Annotated in this window: 16 protein-coding genes and 1 pseudogene; 12 read left to right on the top strand and 5 right to left on the bottom strand. The window is 66.0% G+C overall.

Features of this window, described 5'->3' with window-relative positions; translation table 11 throughout:
• Positions 1-55 precede the first annotated feature (55 nt).
• Positions 56-1,258, top strand: a complete 1,203-nt coding sequence (locus IC762_RS32610) for a cytochrome P450 (RefSeq protein ID WP_195786177.1) — start codon at positions 56-58, stop codon at positions 1,256-1,258.
• 36 nt (positions 1,259-1,294) lie between these two features.
• Positions 1,295-2,505 (top strand): annotated as a pseudogene (locus tag IC762_RS32605) (ABC transporter substrate-binding protein).
• Positions 2,506-2,775: 270 nt separating this feature from the next.
• Here the strand turns inward: IC762_RS32605 and IC762_RS32600 are convergent.
• Positions 2,776-4,050: an NAD(P)/FAD-dependent oxidoreductase gene (locus IC762_RS32600; RefSeq protein ID WP_195786176.1), complete on the bottom strand. Its 1,275-nt coding sequence runs from the start codon at positions 4,048-4,050 to the stop codon at positions 2,776-2,778.
• Positions 4,051-4,166: 116 nt separating this feature from the next.
• Entirely contained in the window at positions 4,167-5,573 is a 1,407-nt protein-coding gene (locus tag IC762_RS32595; protein ID WP_195786175.1) for a DHA2 family efflux MFS transporter permease subunit, read from the bottom strand.
• A gap of 182 nt (positions 5,574-5,755) precedes the next feature.
• Between IC762_RS32595 and IC762_RS32590 the strand changes: the two genes are divergently transcribed.
• Together IC762_RS32590 and IC762_RS32585 are read left to right on the top strand one after the other, a co-directional pair.
• Positions 5,756-6,064 (top strand): hypothetical protein, encoded by a 309-nt coding sequence (locus IC762_RS32590; protein WP_195786174.1) that lies wholly within the window; start codon positions 5,756-5,758, stop codon positions 6,062-6,064.
• 20 nt (positions 6,065-6,084) lie between these two features.
• A complete protein-coding gene (locus tag IC762_RS32585; protein WP_195786173.1) occupies positions 6,085-7,017 on the top strand; it encodes a sigma-70 family RNA polymerase sigma factor in 933 nt (310 codons plus the stop codon).
• 101 nt (positions 7,018-7,118) lie between these two features.
• Here the strand turns inward: IC762_RS32585 and IC762_RS32580 are convergent, their stop codons facing one another.
• A complete protein-coding gene (locus IC762_RS32580; protein WP_195786172.1) occupies positions 7,119-7,670 on the bottom strand; it encodes a DUF805 domain-containing protein in 552 nt (183 codons plus the stop codon).
• A gap of 126 nt (positions 7,671-7,796) precedes the next feature.
• Positions 7,797-8,531 (bottom strand): GntR family transcriptional regulator, encoded by a 735-nt coding sequence (locus IC762_RS32575; RefSeq protein ID WP_195786171.1) that lies wholly within the window; start codon positions 8,529-8,531, stop codon positions 7,797-7,799.
• A gap of 119 nt (positions 8,532-8,650) precedes the next feature.
• Between IC762_RS32575 and IC762_RS32570 the strand changes: the two genes are divergently transcribed.
• The 8 genes from IC762_RS32570 to IC762_RS32535 all read left to right on the top strand — a co-directional run bounded on the left by IC762_RS32570 (position 8,651) and on the right by IC762_RS32535 (position 16,582).
• Positions 8,651-9,778 (top strand): cupin domain-containing protein, encoded by a 1,128-nt coding sequence (locus IC762_RS32570; RefSeq protein ID WP_195786170.1) that lies wholly within the window; start codon positions 8,651-8,653, stop codon positions 9,776-9,778.
• A 10-nt stretch (positions 9,779-9,788) separates the two neighbouring features.
• A complete protein-coding gene (locus IC762_RS32565; RefSeq protein ID WP_195786169.1) occupies positions 9,789-10,700 on the top strand; it encodes a fumarylacetoacetate hydrolase family protein in 912 nt (303 codons plus the stop codon).
• 2 nt (positions 10,701-10,702) lie between these two features.
• Positions 10,703-11,374: a flavin reductase family protein gene (locus IC762_RS32560; protein WP_246801349.1), complete on the top strand. Its 672-nt coding sequence runs from the start codon at positions 10,703-10,705 to the stop codon at positions 11,372-11,374.
• Between the two features lie 473 nt (positions 11,375-11,847).
• Positions 11,848-13,020, top strand: a complete 1,173-nt coding sequence (locus tag IC762_RS32555; protein ID WP_195786168.1) for an ABC transporter substrate-binding protein — start codon at positions 11,848-11,850, stop codon at positions 13,018-13,020.
• Positions 13,021-13,227: 207 nt separating this feature from the next.
• Positions 13,228-14,145 carry a branched-chain amino acid ABC transporter permease gene (locus tag IC762_RS32550; RefSeq protein ID WP_195786167.1) on the top strand — a complete coding sequence of 306 codons (918 nt, stop codon included), beginning with the start codon at positions 13,228-13,230 and terminating at the stop codon, positions 14,143-14,145.
• On the top strand, positions 14,142-15,089 hold the full coding sequence (locus IC762_RS32545) for a branched-chain amino acid ABC transporter permease (protein ID WP_195786166.1): 948 nt from the start codon (positions 14,142-14,144) through the stop codon (positions 15,087-15,089). The genes IC762_RS32550 and IC762_RS32545 overlap by 4 nt, the downstream gene beginning before the upstream one ends.
• A gap of 4 nt (positions 15,090-15,093) precedes the next feature.
• Positions 15,094-15,861 (top strand): ABC transporter ATP-binding protein, encoded by a 768-nt coding sequence (locus IC762_RS32540; protein ID WP_195790387.1) that lies wholly within the window; start codon positions 15,094-15,096, stop codon positions 15,859-15,861.
• Positions 15,854-16,582 (top strand): ABC transporter ATP-binding protein, encoded by a 729-nt coding sequence (locus IC762_RS32535; RefSeq protein WP_246801348.1) that lies wholly within the window; start codon positions 15,854-15,856, stop codon positions 16,580-16,582. Before IC762_RS32540 ends, IC762_RS32535 begins: the two co-directional genes overlap by 8 nt.
• A 146-nt stretch (positions 16,583-16,728) precedes the next feature.
• Here the strand turns inward: IC762_RS32535 and IC762_RS32530 are convergent, their stop codons facing one another.
• On the bottom strand, positions 16,729-18,165 hold the full coding sequence (locus IC762_RS32530; protein ID WP_195786165.1) for a glutamine synthetase family protein: 1,437 nt from the start codon (positions 18,163-18,165) through the stop codon (positions 16,729-16,731).
• Positions 18,166-18,303: the final 138 nt, after the last annotated feature.

Below are 18,303 nucleotides of genomic sequence, written 5' to 3'. Positions count from 1 at the left end.
CGGGAGCAAGCAACATGCAGCGCGTGTTGACAAGAACAAACCTAGGGAGGTCCCGATGACTGCAACAGCCGGTACATTCGTCGCGCATCTCGACGTCGATCCGTTCGCGCTTGACTTCTTCGCCGACCCATTCCCGACCCATGAGCGGCTGCGCGAGGCTGCCCCCGTGGTCTACCTCGACAAATGGAACGTCTATGGCGTGGCGCGCTATGCCGAGGTCTATGCGGTGCTGAACGATCCCGCGACGTTCTGCTCTAGCCGCGGCGTCGGCCTGAGCGATTTCGCCAAGGAGAAGCCGTGGCGGCCGCCGAGCCTGATCCTGGAGGCGGATCCGCCGGCGCATGGCCGCACCCGCGCGGTGCTGAGCTCGGTGCTGTCTGCGACCGTGATGAAGCAGCTGCGGGGACGATTTGCCGCCGCCGCGGAGGCCTGTGTCGATGCGCTGCTGGAGAAGCGCCGGTTCGACGTGATCGCGGATCTCGCGGAAGCCTATCCGCTTTCGATCTTCCCGGATGCGCTCGGCTTGCGGCCGGACGGCCGCGAGCATCTGCTGCCTTACGCGAGCCTGGTGTTCAACGCCTTCGGGCCGCCGAACGAGCTCCGCAAGGAGGCGATCGAGCGCTCGGCGCCGCACCAGGCCTATGTCGCCGAGCAGTGCCAGCGCGACAATCTCACCCCCGGCGGCATCGGTGCCTGCATCCACGCCCATGTCGACACCGGCGCCATCACCGAGATCGAGGCGCCGCTTCTGGTGCGCTCGCTGCTGTCGGCCGGTCTCGACACCACCGTCAACGGCATCGGCGCCGCCGTCTATTGCCTGGCGCGTTTCCCGGACCAGTTCGAGAAGTTGCGCGGCGATCCGACCCTGGCGCGCAACGCCTTCGAGGAAGCCGTGCGCTTCGAAAGCCCGGTGCAGACCTTCTTCCGCACCACCACCCGCGACACCGAGCTCTCTGGCGCCCGGATTCCGGAAGGCGAGAAGGTGCTGATGTTCCTCGCCGCGGCCAACCGCGATCCGCGCCGTTGGGACAAGCCCGACAGCTACGACATCACGCGCCGCACCTCGGGCCATGTCGGCTACGGCTCGGGCATCCATATGTGCGTCGGCCAGCTGGTCGCCCGCCTCGAAGGCGAGGTGATGATGGCAGCGCTGGCGCGCCGCGTGGCCAGGATCGAAATGACCGGCGAGCCAACGCGCCTTTTCAACAACACGCTGCGCGGGCTCACCAGCCTGCCGGTCGAGATCACGCCGGCCTGACAGGCCGGCCATCAACAACACATGAGGGGGAATGCGATGAGGGGCTTCAGGATCGGTCTGGCGCTGGCATTGGCCTGCGCCGCGGGCAGCGTCCGCGCAGAAATCTCCGGCGGCGTGGTGCGGGTCGGCGTGCTCAACGACATTTCCGGCATCTTCCAGGACACCAACGGCATGGGCTCGGTGGAAGCCGCGCGGATGGCCGCGGAAGATTTCAACGGCGGCGGCAAGGGCATCAAGGTCGAGATCGTCTATGCCGACCACCAGAACAAGGCCGACGTCGGTTCCGCGATCGCGCGCAAATGGCTCGATGTCGAGGGCGTCGATGCCATCGTCGACGTGCCGAACTCGGCCGTCGGGCTCGCGTCAACACCATCCTGCGCGATTCCAGGATGACGTTCCTGGCCTCGTCGACCGCAAGCTCCGATCTCACCGGCAAGGCCTGCTCGCCGAACACCATTCAGTGGGTCAATGACGCCTGGGCGACCGGCAACACCACCGCGGCGGCGATGATGCAGCGCGGCGGCAAGGACTGGTACTTCGTCACGGTCGACTACGCGCTCGGCAAGGGCATCGAGGCCGAGGCGACCAACTTTATCGAGAAGCATGGCGGCAAGGTGCTTGGCTCCAGCAAGCATCCGCTCGGCACCTCGGACTTCGCCTCCTTCCTGCTGCAGGCGCAGAACTCGAAAGCGCAGGTGATCGGCCTCGCCAACGCTGGCGGCGATACCATCAACGCGGTGAAGCAGGCCGCCGAGTTCGGCATCCAGCAGGGCGGCCAGACCCTGGTCGGGTTCCTGCTGTTCGTGAACGACATCCACGGCATGGGCCTGAAGGTCGCGCAAGGCCTGCGGTTGCTGGAGGCCTTCTACTGGGACATGAACGACGACACCCGCGCGTTTGCAAAGCGCTTCGCCGCGCGCCCCGGCATGAACGGCAAGATGCCGAGCGGCAACCAGGCCGGCGTCTATGCTTCGACGCTCGCCTATCTCAACGCTGTGGCCGCCACCGGCAGCGACGATGCCAAGGTGGTGGTGCCGCAGATGAAGACGTTCAAGGGCCAGGACAAGCTGTTCGGCGAGACCACCATCCGCCAGGACGGTCGCGTCATCCACCCGATGTATTTGTTCGAGGTGAAGAAGCCGGACGAGTCGAAGTACGCTTACGACTACTACAAGCTGATCGCGACCATCCCCGCCGATCAGGCGTTCCGACCGCTGGCGGATGGTGGGTGTGCGTTGGTGAAGTGAGCCTCTCGCCGCGACGCCAAGTCAGGCAAGCACCGGCGGACGGGCTCCCTCCCCCCTTGCGGGGGAGGGTTGGGGAGAGGGGTACCACGCGAGTGGTCTATCTATTTGTGTGCGACCGCTACGCGATCTTGCGAGACCGACGCTCACATCAACCGTCTCGCCCGCGGCCACCCCTCTCCCGCAAGGGGAGAGGGAGCCTGACCGTCGTGCTTACCTCATTGCGTGCTTGTCAGGGCGACGGAGTGCGGAACGTCGCTACGAGGCATAGCGCTACTGCCCCACCTTGCTGCTGCCCTGCGTGATCAGCCTTGCCGCGCGCTGGTTGCGGGCGTGGACCCAGAGCCAGCTCAGCGCGACCGCGACGCGGTTGCGCAGGCCGATCAGGAAGTAGATGTGGGCGATGCCCCAGATCCACCACGCCAGCGCGCCGCGCAGCTTCAGCCAGCCGAAATCGATCACGGCGAGCCGCTTGCCGATCTGGGCGAGGCTGCCGGCATGCTTGTAGCGGAACGGCGGCAATGTCTCGCCCTTGAGCCGCGCCGTGATCAGGGCCGCAGCGTAGCGTCCCTCCTGCTTCGCCGCCGGTGCGATGCCGGGCACCGGATTGCCGTCGGTGTCCTTGATGGTGACGGTGTCGCCGACGGCAAAGATGTCGGGATGGCCGGGCACCGTCAGATCGGGCTCGACCTGCAATCGCTGGGCGCGGTCGGCCGGCGCGTTCAGCCATTCGGCGGCGCGCGAGGCGCGGACGCCGGCGGCCCACACGATGGTGCGCGCGGCGAGCTCTTTGCCGCCGTAGACCACGCCGTCGGCGGTGCACTCGGTGACGGGCTCGCCGAGCACCACCTCGACGCCGAGGCTCTCCAGCGCGCGCTGCGCATAGGCCGAGAGATCGTCGGGAAAGCCTGCGAGCACGCGCGCTCCGGCCTCGATCAGCACCACGCGTGCCATCCGGGTGTCGATATGGCGGAAGTCGCGCGGCAGCGTGTCCTTGGCGAGATCGGCAATGGTGCCGGCCATCTCGACGCCGGTCGGACCGGCGCCGATCACGACAAAGGTCAAGAGCGCCGCGCGCACGGCGGGATCGGTCTCACGCTCGGCGCGCTCGAACGCGACCAGGATGCGCCGCCGCAAGGTGGTGGCATCCTCCAGCGTCTTCAGCCCGGGTGCGAACGGCTCCCATTCGTCATGGCCGAAATAGGCGTGGCGCGCGCCGGTGGCGAGGATCAGCGTGTCGTAGGGAATGCTGTCGCCGTCATCGAGCGCGACGCGCTTGGTTGCGGCATCGACGCCGCAGACATTGGCGAACAGCGTCGTCACCTCGCCTCGGTCGCGCAGCAGATAACGGATCGGCCAGGCGATCTCGCTGGTGGCAAGCGACGCGGTCGCGACCTGGTACAGCAGCGGCTGGAACAGATGGTGGTTGCGGCGGTCGATCAGCGTGATCTCGACCGGCGCGCCGCGCAACCCGAACGCGGCCTCCAGGCCGCCAAAACCGGCGCCGACGATGACTACGCGATGAGATCCGGCCAGCGCTTGCGTCATGCGATTTCGCCTCGGTTTCGAACGGCTCCGTCGCCTCATTATGTAGTCACTTCGCGGCCCCCTTCCAATACGAATTGCCCGATTGCCCGATAGCGAAACCCTATTGTCGCCGGCCGTCACGCGTCCTGCGGCGCGATGGCAGTGGCGCTGCGTCGCCGTTCGGGGAGGAAAAAACCGGCAATGGCGCCGGCGAGCGACAGCACGGCGGCAAGGCTGATCGCCGCGGCAAATCCACTCTCGAAATGAGCAGGGGAATCCGCCGCACCGTTGGCGGAGAAGTCCGCCACCAGCGCGGCGATGCCGAACATGCCGCCAAGGAAGCGCCCCATGTTGAAGATGCCGGACGCCTTGCCCATCTCGGTCACCGCGACCGAGCCCAGGACGGCGTTCTGCGCGGCCGGCATGGCCATCGACACGCCGACGCCGGCGAGCACCAGCGGAGCGACCAGCGCGGCGTAGGAAATCGATGGGCTCGCGATCTCGGCGATCCAGCCGAGCCCGATCGCCTGCATCAGCAGGCCGGTCACCACGAGCGCCCGCTCGCCGAAGCGGTTGACGAGCGCGCCGGCCACCGGTGCGGTGACGAACAGCGTCGCGGTCCACGGCAGCAGGCGAAGTCCGGCACCGAACGGATCGAAGCCCAGCGTGATCTGCAGGAATTGCGGCAGCAGGAACAGCACGCCATACATCGCGGCATAGAACAGCAGGCTCGCGGCGATGCCCGACGCGAAGGCGCGCGATCCGAACAGGCGCATCGGCACCATCGGCGCCGCCGCGCGCAATTCCCACAGCACGAAGCCCAGCGCGAAGACCAACCCGGCGATCAGCGAGCCCGTCACCTCCGCGCTTGCCCAGCCGACGGCGTTGCCGCGCAACAGGCCCCAGACCAGCGCCAGCGCCGCGACGGCGACGAGCGCCAGCCCGGGGATATCGAGTGGCGCCGCCGGACCAAAACTTTCGTGCAGCCGCGCGAGCACCAGTGCGATCGCGATCAGGCCGATCGGCAGGTTGATCCAGAAGATCCAGCGCCAGCCGAAATGCTCGGTGATGAAGCCGCCGATCGCAGGCCCGATGATCAGCGCGCATCCGGTGATGCCGCCGAAAATGCCGAGCGCGCGGGCGCGCTGCTCGCGGCCGAACGCGCCGCTCAGGATCGCCATCGCCAGCGGCATCACGAGCGCAGCGGCGGCGCCTTGCAGGGCGCGGGCTGCGATCAATGCCGCGGCATTGCCGGCCAGCGCGCAGGCCGCCGACGCCAGCACGAACAGCGCGATCCCGGCCGCGAACATCCGGCGGCGGCCGAAGCGGTCGCCGAGCGCGGCGCCGGAGAGCAGCAGCACCGCGAAGGTCAGGTTGAAAGCGTTGACGGTCCATTGCAGCGTCTCGACCGGGCTGTCGAAGTCGGCGCGGATGGTCGCGAAGGCCGTCGTGATGATCATGGCATCCAGCGCCATCATGAAGGATGCCAGTGCGGTGACGCCGAGCACCCAGTTCTGTTCGGCGCGGTCGGTCGGGGTCTGCATTGCCCGTGCTCCGTTTGTCGCGCCGCACTGTCGCGGCGCGTTCCGCAGGCCAGGACGGCCCGGAAGGGGCAAAGGATGCGGCCCGATAATATTTTTTGCCGGACCGCATCCTTCTGCCGTCGGCAAACGTCCTTGGGGCTGACACGGCCGCTTGGGGCCGGGACAATGAGAAGGAGCGAGCGATGAGACGGACCCTGATCAGGTACAAGACGAAGCCGGAGTTGGCCGACAGGAATGCCGAGCTGGTGGCGGCGGTGTTCGCGGAGCTGAAGGCGGCCAATCCCGATGGCGTGCGCTATCTGACGCTGCGGCTGGAGGACGACACCTTCATCCATTTCGTCGAGGCCGCGGCCGAGGACGGCTCGAGCCCGATCCCGAAGCTCGCGGCGTTCCAGGCCTTCCAGGACGGCATCCGCGACCGCTGCGCCGAGCCGCCGCTGGTGAAGAATGCCCGGATCATCGGCAATTATCGTATGCTGGACGGGTCCTGAACGGATCAGGCGGAGTACCGATGACATCATCTCCCGGCCCGCGGGCCGCGATCGATATCGAGGCGCTGGTGGCGGCGATGCGGCCCAGGCTGCATCGCTACTGCGCGCGCATGGTCGGCTCGGTGATCGACGGCGAGGACGTGCTGCAGGACGCGCTGATCAAGGCCGTGGCGGGCTTTGCATCCGCCGTGCCGATCGATCATCCCGAAGCCTGGCTGTTCCGGATCGCGCACAACACGGCGCTCGATTTCCTGCGCCGTCGCAACCGGCAGCAGGCGATGCAGTCGGCCGAGGAGGTGGAGATGATCGCCGACCAACTGGATGACGTCGAGCGCCGCCAGATCGCGGCAAGCAGCCTGCGCACCTTCATGCGCCTGCCGGTGGCGCAGCGCTCATGCGTGATCCTGATGGACGTGCTCGGCTGCTCCTTGCAGGAGGTCTGCGGCATCGTGGATTTCAGCCTGCCCGCGGTGAAGGCCGCGCTGCATCGCGGACGCACGCAGCTGCGTGAGTTCGCCGGCGAGCCGGACGATGCGCCGCAGCCCGGCCTCTCGGCGGCCGATCGCGTCAGGCTGCACGCCTATGTCGACAGCTTCAACGCCCGCGACTTCGACGCCATCCGCGCCATGATCGCCGACGACATCAGGCTCGAGCTCGTCAACCGCAAGCGGATGAACGGCAAGGCCGAGGTGTCGCGATATTTCGGCAATTATTCTGCGGCCAGCGACTGGCGCCTGGTGGCGGGGCAGGTCGAGGGCCGTCCCGCGATCCTGGTGTTCGACCCGAGCCAGCCGGATGCGCCGAAGTCGTTCATCTTGATCGAGTGGGCCGTCGACAGGGTCGCTGCCATCCGCGATTTCCGCTACGCGCCCTATGCCGTCGAGGGCGCGGAGTGGACAGTGGATGCGGCAACAAACTCAGTGTCGTCCCGGCCTCCGAGCCGGGACTCATAACCACCAATGCGAATTGCTATGCAATGCTGGGGTCCCAGCTCGCTTCAACCCTGGACCCTGTGGTTATGGGTCCCTGATTTCGCAGGGACGACAGTGGGCTGCTATCGCGTCCGTCCGCCGAATTCGCCGCTGGCGACGCGGGCGATGCGGTTGGTGGACGCGGTGGGCGCGCTGCTGTTGCGCCAGACCCCGCTGGACTCGCTGCCCGAATCGTACGGGCTCGACTGCGCTTCCTCGGACCGGGGCGCCGGCCAGAACAATAGCGCCAGCATCAGCGCGCCGTTGACGAGCGCGCCGGCCACAGTGTTGGTGTGCTGGTAGGTCAGGGCATACTCCGGAAATCGCGACGCGATCACCCGATCGAGCACGACCAGCCCAACCCACCCGATCATTACGCAGACCGGGTCCCAGCCGATGTCGCGGACGCGCATCGATTGCAGCATGAAGCTGATGGCGAGCGTGGCATAGAAGCCGATCACCAGCGGGGTGTTGCTCGCGGCCTGCGCCAGCAGCACATCGGTCCGGCCGCTCGCCAGCGCGTTGCCGGTGACGCCGTAGACCAGCATCACGTAGCCGCAGCCGATCACGAAGCTGCCGAAGAAGAAGGCCAACCGGCCGATCCGGGCATTGAAGCCAAACAGGTAATTCAACATCTGACGTTCCCCTCCGGGGGAAGCGTCACCCGATCATGCTTTCAACTCCGTGAAGCGTGCCACGCCTTGCCGGCGCGTGGTTTCCGAATGCTTGCAGGCTTACGTCAAATTGCACGAGGTGCGCGGTCACGCCGGTCGTGGCCAGGCCATCGCGGCTTCGATCGCGGCGGCGGTCCGCCGGTAATGCGCGGCCAGGTGGCCGACCGCGTCGTCGCTGCGGCGGAGCGTGGCGTCCATGATCTCGCGATGCTCGGCGGTGACGTCACGCGGCGGCGTTCCCGCGATTTGGCCGACCAGGCTCGGCAGCCGGTAGCGCTGGGTCTCGATATAGAGCTGGTCGGCGAGCTCGAGCAGGCGCGGCGATCCGCAACGGGCGATCAGCGCATGGTGGAATTGCCGGTGTCGCTCCTCCAGCGCCGCGACATCGGCGGCGTCGGCCTTGCCGGAGCTCTTCGCCATGCGCTCGACCTGCCGGCCGAGCGCATGGAACGCGGCGACGATGCCGGCCTCCCAATCGTCGTCGCCATCGCGCATCGCGCGGCGCAGCGCTTCGCATTCGATCAGAATGCGGGTCTCGGTGGCATCCTTCATCTCCGCGCGCGACAGCGGCGCGACCGAGAAGCCGCGCAGCGCCGTCGACAGCACCAGGCGCTCCGACTGCAACCGCATCAAGGCCTCGCGCAGCGGCGAAAAGCTCAAGCCATAGCGTTGCCGCAGCGCTTCCAGCCGTAGCGGCTTGCCAGCTTCCAGCACGCCGGCGACGATGTCGGCGCGCAGGCGTTGATAGGCCGCCTCGCCGAGGGTCGCGGGCTCTCCCGCGGCCTCAGCGACGGTGCGGCGGTCTCCAGCCGGATTTGCCATGTCCTTGATGTCTCCGGAGTCTTGGCCAGTTCACGCGATCCGGCCAATTCTTTCGAAAATTCTATATTGCATCGAAGATAGTTACTATTTTATATGATGGCAACAGCCAGGAGGCCGAGATGGCAACAGGACCTCGTGAAAACCATCGCGAAGACGTCGCCGGGCGGGCCAATGTCGAAGACACGCCCGAGCTGCTCGCCTACTACGACGAGCTGGAAAACCTCGATGCCGGCGCGCTGTGGACCGTCGCCAACAAGATCGAGCCCTGGCAGCCCAAATCATCATCCGTCCCGGTGCTCTGGCGCTACGAGGATCTGCGCCGGCACGTGCTGCGCTCGGTCGAGCTGGTCTCGCCGGAAAAAGCCGGCCGCCGCGTGATCTATCTGAACAATCCGGGCCGCCGCGAGCATGCCGCCGCGGTCGGCTGGCTCTACTCCGGCCTGCAGGTGATGCATCCCGGTGAGGTGGCGTCGGCGCATGCGCATTCGGCGTCCGCGCTGCGCTTCATCATGGAAGGCAAGGGCGCCTACACCATCGTCGATGGCCACAAGCTGACGCTCGGCGCCAATGATTTCGTGCTGACACCGAACGGCACCTGGCACGAGCATGGCGTCGACAGCGACGGCACGGCCTGCATCTGGCAGGACGGCCTCGACATTCCCCTGGTGAATGCGCTGGAAGCGAATTTCTACGCGGTGCATCCGAAGATGCAGCAGCAGGTCGGCTATCCCGTCGACGACATGAGCCACGCCTGGGGCAATCCCGGCCTGCGGCCGGCCGGCGCGGAATGGAGCAAGGGCTATTCGCCGCTGCTCAAATACGAGTGGGGCCCGACCTACGAGGCGTTGCAGCGCTACGGCAAGGCGAGTGACGGCTCGCCCTACGACGGCATCCTCATGAACTACGTGAACCCAGTCACCGGTGGCCCGGTGATGCAGACGATCGGCGCCTCGATGCAGCTGCTGCGGGCAGGCGAAGCGACCAAGGCGCATCGTCACACCGGCTGCGCGATCTACCAGGTCGCCAAGGGACGCGGCCATTCGATCATCGACGGCAAGCGGTTCGACTGGAAAGAGCGCGACATCTTCTGCGTGCCGTCCTGGGCCTGGCACGAGCACGCCAACGCCTCCTCGAGCGACGATGCCTGCCTGTTCGGCTTCAACGATCTGCCCGTGATGCATTCGCTCGGTTTGTACCGGGAGGAAGCGTTCGGCGACAATGAGGGCCGGCAGAAGCCGGCCACGTAGGAAAGTCCAGATGCGTCTCGTTACCTACCGCGCCCATGTCGAGGCTGCCGCCCGCCTCGGTGCCATCGTCGATGATCTCGTCGTCGACGTCGAACGCATCGGCAGCCATGCCGGCGTGCCGTTGTCGGCCGCGATGCTCGATTTCATCGATCTGGGGCCGGCCGCCCCGGCCGCGCTGAAGAAGCTGCTGGCCGAGCGCAACGACGGCTGGCCGGTGGGTGCCGCGCTGCCGCTCGCCAACGTCAAGCTGCTGGCGCCGATCCCGCGGCCGCGCAAAAACATCTTCGGCATCGGGCTGAACTATGTCGAGCACGTCGCGGAATCTTCGCGCGCCCTCGACACCGCGAAGGAATTGCCGAAGCAGCCGGTGATCTTCTCGAAACCGCCGACCAGCGTGATCGGCCCGGACGAGGCGATCGAGCACAACAGGGCGATCACGCAGCAGCTCGATTGGGAGGTCGAGCTTGCGGTGGTGATCGGCCGCACCGCGCGCCGCGTCGCGGAGAGAGACGCACTCGGCGTCGTGTTCGGCTACAGCGTGATGATCGACGTCAGCGCGCGTGACAATCGCCGCGCCGGCCAGTGGATCTATTCCAAGGGCCAGGACACTTACGCGCCGTTCGGGCCGTGCATCGTCACCGCGGACGAGATTTCCGACCCGCACGCGCTCGATCTCTGGCTCACCGTCAACGGCGTCGAAAAGCAGCGCTCCAACACCCGCCACATGCTGTTCAAGGTCCCGCATCTGATCGCGGATATCTCGGCGGCGATCACGCTCGAGCCCGGCGACATCATCGCGACCGGCACGCCCGACGGCGTCGGCGCCGGACGCTCGCCGCAGGAATGGCTGTGGCCGGGCGATGTCGTCGAGGCCGGCGTGGCTGGTATCGGCGGGCTGCGCCATCCCGTGGTGGCGGTCTGAGCATGAGCGCCAAAATGCTGTTCGACATGGAGACGCTGGACGCCGCGCACCGCTACAAGATACTGACCGCCACCGTGACGCCGCGGCCGATCGCCTGGGTCACGACGCTATCCGAAGACGGCATCGTCAACGCGGCGCCCTACAGCTTCTTCAACGTGCTCGGCCACGAGCCGCCGACCCTGGCGATCGGGCTGCTGGCGGGGCAGGGGCGGTTCAAGGACACCGCGACGAATATCCTGGCGACCGGCGAGTTCGTGGTGAACCTGGTGTCCGAGGCGACCGCTTCCGCGATGAACATCACCTGCATCGATGCGCCGCCGGAGATCGACGAACTGGCGCTGGCCGGCCTCACCGCGTCGCCCTGCGATGCCGTGAAGCCGCCGCGCATCAAGCAATCGCCGGTGTCGTTCGAGTGCCGCGTGCTGTCGTCGCTGGTCACCGGCCCGCGCCAGACCGCAGTGATCGGCCGCATCGTCCGCGCCCATGTCGACGCCACGGTCGTGCTGGACGCCGAGCGCTGCCACATCGATACGCCGGCGCTGCAACTGATCGGCCGCATGCATGGTAGCGGCTGGTATGCCCGTTGCACCGATCTGTTCCAGATGGACCGGCCGAGCTGGGCGGAATGGCAGCGGCGCGGCGCCGATCCGCCCCAGCCGGGGCACGCGACGTGATCGCGATGGCATCGCTCGGGGGTGACGGCCTGATTTACCCATCTCACTCGGTGTCATCACCCGCGCATGCGGGTGATCCAGTATTCCAGAGACGGCAGTGCTTGAGCCGACGGGCCGCGGCGTACTGGGTCGCCCGGTCCATGTGCGCAATTGCGCACAGGCCGGGCGATGACACCGTCGGGTGGGAAGATAGCCTCGCATACTCTCAGGCCGGTCGAGCAAAAGGATTGGCCTGCGACAATAGTTGCCTACGCAACCGGCATTATATTTCTTGCCATGGCCGATTTGGACGAATTATGATGCAAGGTGCTGGGGTATGCGCCGAAGGTTCTAAATCACCGCCATCGGTTCGTGCTTGCCGCAGAGTTGCGATATCGCGCACAAAACAGGTCACGAGAACCGCGCGCAAAAGCGCGGCGCCAGACCGGTTTCGATGGGCTGGCGGAGAGTTTTGGCTGAGGAGGGGAGTGAATATGAAGAAGGCATTTTGGCTGGCGGGCGCCATGGGTTTGGCGCTGGCGCAGCCGGCGGCGGCGGCTGACAGCATCAAGATCGGCTTTGTGTCGACCTTCAGCGGCCCGACCGCCGTGATCGGCAACGACATGCGCAATTCGTTCGAGCTCGCGCTCGACCATCTCGGCCGCAAGATCGACGGCAAGCCGGTCGAGGTGATCTACGAGGACGACCAGCAGAAGCCTGACGTCGGCAAGCAGAAGACCGAGAAGCTGGTGCAATCCGACAAGGTCGATTTCATCGTCGGCTACATCTGGTCGAACGTGCTGCTGGCCTCGCTGAAGACCGCGGCCGATTCCAAAACCTTCCTGATCTCGGCCAATGCCGGTCCGTCGCAGCTCGCCGGCGAACTGTGCTCGCCCTACACCTTCTCGACCTCCTGGCAGAACGACCAGACGCCCGCCGCGATGGGCCTCTACATGAACCAGAAGGGCGTCAAGTCGGTGTTCCTGATCGGCCCGAACTACGCCGCCGGCAAGGACATGCTCGCCGGCCTGAAGAGCACCTTCAAGGGTGAGGTGGTCGGCGAGGAATACACGGTGTGGCCGAGCCAGCTCGACTTCTCCGCCGAGCTGACCAAGGCGCGCAATTCCAAGGCCGAGTCGATCTTCGTGTTCTACCCGGGCGCCGCCGGCGTCCAGTTCCTCAACCAATATGCCCAGGCCGGCATCAAGGCACAGATCCCGCTCTATACGGCCTTCACGGTCGACGAATTGTCGCTGCCGCTGCAGAAGGACAATGCGATCGGCATTCCCGGCGCGCAGGAATGGGTCAACGACCTGCCGAACGCGGAGAACAAGAAGTTCGTCGAGGACTATCGCAAGAAATATCCGGGCCTGCGTCCGACCTATTACGGCGCCCAAGCCTACGACGCCGCCCAGCTCATCAACAGCGCGGTCGTCGCTGTCAAGGGCGACCTCACCAAGAAGGACGCGATGAAGGCCGAGATGGAGAAGGCCAACTTCAAGTCGCTGCGTGGTCCGTTCAAGTACGGCAACAACCACATCCCGATCCAGAACTTCTACCTGCAGGACGTGGTCAAGGATGCCGACGGCCAATTGTCGCTGAAGACGGTCGCGACCATCGTCAAGGACGACCAGGACAAGTTTCACGACAAGTGTCCGATGAAGTGATTTGAAGTCACCTCGCCCGCTCTTGCGGGGAGAGGTCGATTGCGAAGCAATCGGGTGAGGGGCTCTTTCCGCGAACTCCGTTCGTGGAGGCAGCCCCTCACCCCAACCCTCTCCCCGCAAGGGCGGGGCGAGGGAGAACGACAAGCCGTAAAGGCGGCGGCGCAAATGCGCTGCCGCCGTTTTGTTTCAGCCCGATATGAAGGGTCCATGTATCTCGTCGTCGAACAACTCCTGAACGGCCTGCAATTCGGCCTGCTGCTGTTCCTGCTCGCAGCCGGCCTGACGCTGGTGTTCGGCATCATGGACTTCGTCAACCTGGCGCACGGCTCGCTCTATATGATGGGCGCCTATTTCGCGGCGACCTTCGTGGCCTGGACCGGCAGCTTCGTGCTCGGCGCGCTGCTGGCGCTGGGGGCCACACTGCTGCTCGGCATTGTCCTGGAATATGTCGCGCTCCGGCATCTCTATGGCCGCGACCATCTCGACCAGGTGCTCGCGACCTTCGGCTTGATCCTGTTCTTCAACGATGCCGTCCGCCTGATCTGGGGACCGGCCGGCCTCGCGCTGCCGTTGCCGACCTGGCTGACGGTCCCCGTGCAGATCATTCCGGGCGTGTACTATCCAGCCTACCGCCTTGCGATCATCACGGTGGCGCTCGCGGTCGCGGCGCTGCTCTATCTCGTCGTGATGCGCACCCGCATCGGCATGCTGATCCGCGCCGGCGCCTCCAACCGCGAGATGATCGGCGCGCTCGGCATCAACATCAAGCTGCTGTTCACGCTGGTGTTCGGCCTGGGCGCCGCGCTCGCCGGCCTCGCCGGCCTGATGCAGGCGCCGATCCTCACCGTGCAGATCGGCATGGGCGAGAACATCCTGATCCTCGCCTTCGTCATCATCGTGATCGGTGGCATCGGCTCGATCCGTGGCGCGTTCATGGCCGCGCTCTTCGTCGGCATCATCGACACGATGGGCCGCGCCTTCCTGCCCGACCTCTTGCGCAAGGTTTTGAGCGGTGCGGCGGCCTCGACCGCGGCGCCGGCGCTGTCGTCGATGCTGATCTATCTGCTGATGGCGATCATCCTCGTGGTCCGGCCTGAAGGGCTGTTTCCGGCGGCGAAACGATGATGCCCAAGCTCAACGTCGCCAATGCCGTCGTGGCGCTGCTGTGCGCCGCCCTGGTCCTGCTGCCGGTCTATTCGGCGCTGACCGGCAACATCTTCATCCTCACGCTGTTCACCCGGATCGTGATCTTCGCGCTGGCGGCCGCGAGCCTCAATCTGATCATGGGCTATGGCGGCATGATGAGCTTCGGCCACGCCGCCTATCTCGGCATCGGCGGCTATGCGGTCGGCATCCTCGCCGCCGAGGGCATCGGCTCCGGCTTCATCCAGTGGCCGGTCGCGCTCGTGGTGTCCGCACTGTTCGCGCTGGTGATCGGCGCGCTCTCGCTGCGCACCCGCGGCGTCTACTTCATCATGATCACGCTGGCCTTTGCCCAGATGGCCTACTACATCACCTCCGGCCTATCCCGCTATGGCGGCGACGATGGCCTGACCGTCTACAAACGCAGCGATTTCGGCGGCCTGATCAACCTGTCGGACCGCACGCAATTCTATTACCTCTGCCTCGCCTGCCTGTTCGGCGGCATCTCACTGATCTGGCGGATCGTCAATTCGCGCTTCGGCCTGGTGGTGCAGGGCGTCCGCTCCAACGAACAGCGCATGCAGGCGATCGGCTTCCACGCCAATCGCTACCGCCTGGTTTGCTTCGTCATCGCAGGGACCATCTGCGGTCTCGCCGGTGCGCTGCTCGCCAACAACACCGATTTCGTCAGCCCGGCCGTGATGTACTGGACCCGCTCCGGCGATCTTATGGTGATGGTGATCCTGGGCGGCATGGGTTCGCTGTTCGGGCCCGTGATCGGCGCGATCGTCTATCTCCTGCTCGAGGAACTGCTGTCGCAGTTCACCGAATTTTCGGGGCTGGTCCTCGGCCCCGTCCTGCTGCTGATCGTCGTGTTCGCGCGCGGCGGCATCATGGGCCTGCTCGGGAGGATGAGCCGTGCCTAATTCTTTGGCTGAACCCTTGCTCCGCGTCGACAATCTGGTCCGCCGTTACGGCGGCATCACCGCGACCGACAATCTGTCGATGGAAGTCGTGCCGGGCGAGCTGCACGCCATCATCGGTCCCAACGGCGCCGGCAAGACCACTTTGATCAGCCAGCTCACCGGCCAGGTGATGCCGAATTCCGGTGCCATCTATTTCGGCGGCCGCGACGTCACGCATCTGCCGTCCTACAAGCGCTCCAGGCTCGGGCTGGCGCGCTCGTTCCAGATCACCTCGCTGCTGAAGGATTTTTCCGCGCTCGACAATGTCGCGCTGGCGGCGCAGGCGCATGACGGCCACTCCTTCCGCTTCTGGGGCAACGCGCGCAAGGAGAAGCCGCTGCGCGAGACCGCGCGCGCTGCGTTGGAGCGCGTCGGGCTCGGTGCGCGCGCCGATGTCGTGGTGTCGCAATTGAGCCATGGCGAGCAGCGCGAGCTCGAGCTTGCGGTCGCGCTCGCGACCAAGCCGCAGCTCCTGCTGCTGGACGAGCCGATGGCCGGCCTCGGTGTCACGGAATCGGCGCGGATGGTCGCGCTGCTCAAGGAGCTGCGCAAGGAAGTCACCATCGTGCTGGTCGAGCACGACATGGAGGCGGTGTTCGCGCTCGCCGACCGCATCACGGTGCTGGTCTATGGCCGCGTCATCGCCTGCGACGTGCCGGATGCGATCCGCAAGCATGACGAGGTCAAGCGCGCCTATCTCGGCGAGCAGCACGCGGTGACGCGCCATGGCTGAACCCAGAATGGCTGAGACGTTGCTGGAAGTCGACGCGATCGAGACCTGCTATGGCCTGAGCCAGGTGCTGTTCGGCCTGTCGCTGCGGATCAAGTCCGGCGAAATGGTCGCCCTGATGGGCCGCAACGGCATGGGCAAGACCACGACCATCCGCTCGATCATGGGCCTGACCCCGGCACGATCAGGCGCCATCCGATTCGCCGGCGAAGCCGTGCGCGGCATGCCGTCCTACAGGATCGCAAAACTCGGCATCGGCCTGGTGCCCGAGGGACGCCAGATCTTTCCGAACCTCACCGTGCGCGAGAACCTCGTCGCCGCCTCGGGCAATCGCCAGGGTGCATCCGACCCGTGGACGCTCGAAAAAATCCACGCCCTGTTCCCGCGGCTCGCCGAGCGCACCAGCAACATGGGTGTCACGCTGTCCGGCGGCGAGCAGCAGATGCTCGCGATCGGCCGCGCGCTGATGACCAACCCAAGGCTCCTGATCCTCGACGAGGCGACTGAAGGCCTTGCGCCGCTGATCCGCGACGAGATCTGGAGCTGCCTGTCGATGCTGAAGGGCCGCGGGCAGTCGGTGCTCGTGATCGACAAGAACGTCGAGAACCTCTCGCGCATCGCCGACCGCCATTACATCATCGAGCGCGGCAAGACGGTGTGGAGCGGCACAAGCGAGCAGCTGATCGCCGAGCCGGATTTGCAGCATAAGTATCTTGGGATTTAAGCCACCGCTGTCGCGCCATACTCCAACGTCGTCCCGGCGAAGGCCGGGACCCATAACCACAGAAGCGCATTGTTAGAGCGCGCTGTGGCCTCAGCCCATTTCAGCAATCAACATCCGGGGTATTGGGGCCGGGACGACGAACGGCCTCAAAACATCTCGAAATATTCGCGCTGCTCCCAGTCCGTCACCTCGGCCTGGAAACGCTCGATCTCCGCGTTCTTGATGTGGACATAATAGTCCACGAACTCCGGCCCCAGCGCCTCACGGAAGAACGGATCGTCGTCGAGCGCGAACACCGCCTCGCGCAGCGACTTCGGCAGCAGCGCAGCCTTGGTCTCGTAGGGCATGTCGGCTGACGGTCCGGGATCGAGCTTGCGATCGACGCCGTCGAGGCCGGAGAGGATTTGTGAGGCCATGTAGAGATAGGGGTTCGCGGCCGGCTCGCCGATCCGGTTCTCCAGCCGTGTCGCCGGATCGCCTGCGCTGCCGAGCACGCGGATCATCACGCCGCGGTTGTCGCGGCCCCAGATCGCGCGATCCGGCGCCAGCGAATAGGAGCGATAGCGCTTGTAGCCGTTGATGGTCGGCGTCGTGAACACGGTCGATGCGCGCGCGTGCTCGATCAGGCCGGCAAGCCAGGCGCGGCCGAATGCGCTGAGCGGCTCGCCGGTCTCGTTCGCCATGAAGGCATTCGCGCCGCTTGCGCGTGACACCAGCGATTGATGCAGGTGCCATCCGCTGGCGAACACGTTCGGCAGCTTCGGCCGGCACATGAAGGTGGCGTGATGGCCGTGGCGGCGCGCGATCTGCTTCACTGCCGAGCGGAACAGCACCATGGTGTCGGCCGGCGTGAGCCCCACGGTGGGCGCAAAGGTGAATTCGCACTGGCTCGGGCCGAACTCGAGCTCGACCGAGCGCAGCGGCAGGCCGAGCGCGATGATGTCGCGGCGGATGCTCTCCAGCGCCGGCTCCATCAGGTCGTAGCGCTGCTCGGACAGATACTGGTAGCCGTGCCACAGCAGGCTGACATCGGGCGGCCGCCCGGGCTGGCCGGCATCGTCAGGCGCCATGTGCGCATCGTCGAGCTTGAACAGATGGAATTCGACTTCGAGGCCTGCAACGAAGTCGTAACCGCGGCGCGTCAGCTGATCGAGCACCTTGCGATAGAGGTTGCGGGTCGCGAACGGCACCGGGCGGCCGTCGCCGAAATGCAGGTCGCAGAGCAGCCAGCCGGTGTTTTGCGCCCAGGGCAGCACACGGAACGTGGTGGGGTCGGCGACCATCAGCACGTCGGCCGCGCCCTCCATCTCCTTCATGCCGAAGCCGCCGCCGGCGCTGAACACCGGGAACACCGTCTTGTGCGAGGTGTCCTTGGCGAGCAGCGACGTGGTGATGGAGCAGCCGCTCTCCAGCGCGCGCAGCGCTTCGGAGGCGATCAATGTCTTGCCGCGCAGGATGCCGTGCTGGTCGGGAAAGGACAGCCTGACAACTTCGAGGTTCTTCTCCTCGACGACGCGACGGAGGCGCAGTGCCGCGTCCTTCTGCTCGTCCGACCATAACCCGTGGCGCTCCACGAAACTCACGGCGTCACTCCTTTGCTTCTCCCTCTCCCCGCTCTTCGCGGGGAGAGGGTTGGGGTGAGGGGCTTTCTCCGCGGGTGAGATGTATCGATAGACCTGTACCCCCTCACCCGGATCGCATCTGGTGATGCGATCCGACCT

It is taken from the genome of Bradyrhizobium genosp. L (assembly GCF_015624485.1).
Lineage (GTDB): Bacteria > Pseudomonadota > Alphaproteobacteria > Rhizobiales > Xanthobacteraceae > Bradyrhizobium.
This window is presented reverse-complemented; position numbering and strand designations above follow the sequence as displayed.

Coding starts and splice junctions, on each gene's coding strand:
- IC762_RS32610 (WP_195786177.1), top strand. CDS start 56: ATGACTGCAACAGCCGGTACATTCGTCGCGCATCTCGACGTCGATCCG.
- IC762_RS32600 (WP_195786176.1), bottom strand. CDS start 4,050: ATGACGCAAGCGCTGGCCGGATCTCATCGCGTAGTCATCGTCGGCGCC.
- IC762_RS32595 (WP_195786175.1), bottom strand. CDS start 5,573: ATGCAGACCCCGACCGACCGCGCCGAACAGAACTGGGTGCTCGGCGTC.
- IC762_RS32590 (WP_195786174.1), top strand. CDS start 5,756: ATGAGACGGACCCTGATCAGGTACAAGACGAAGCCGGAGTTGGCCGAC.
- IC762_RS32585 (WP_195786173.1), top strand. CDS start 6,085: ATGACATCATCTCCCGGCCCGCGGGCCGCGATCGATATCGAGGCGCTG.
- IC762_RS32580 (WP_195786172.1), bottom strand. CDS start 7,670: ATGTTGAATTACCTGTTTGGCTTCAATGCCCGGATCGGCCGGTTGGCC.
- IC762_RS32575 (WP_195786171.1), bottom strand. CDS start 8,531: ATGGCAAATCCGGCTGGAGACCGCCGCACCGTCGCTGAGGCCGCGGGA.
- IC762_RS32570 (WP_195786170.1), top strand. CDS start 8,651: ATGGCAACAGGACCTCGTGAAAACCATCGCGAAGACGTCGCCGGGCGG.
- IC762_RS32565 (WP_195786169.1), top strand. CDS start 9,789: ATGCGTCTCGTTACCTACCGCGCCCATGTCGAGGCTGCCGCCCGCCTC.
- IC762_RS32560 (WP_246801349.1), top strand. CDS start 10,703: ATGAGCGCCAAAATGCTGTTCGACATGGAGACGCTGGACGCCGCGCAC.
- IC762_RS32555 (WP_195786168.1), top strand. CDS start 11,848: ATGAAGAAGGCATTTTGGCTGGCGGGCGCCATGGGTTTGGCGCTGGCG.
- IC762_RS32550 (WP_195786167.1), top strand. CDS start 13,228: ATGTATCTCGTCGTCGAACAACTCCTGAACGGCCTGCAATTCGGCCTG.
- IC762_RS32545 (WP_195786166.1), top strand. CDS start 14,142: ATGATGCCCAAGCTCAACGTCGCCAATGCCGTCGTGGCGCTGCTGTGC.
- IC762_RS32535 (WP_246801348.1), top strand. CDS start 15,854: ATGGCTGAACCCAGAATGGCTGAGACGTTGCTGGAAGTCGACGCGATC.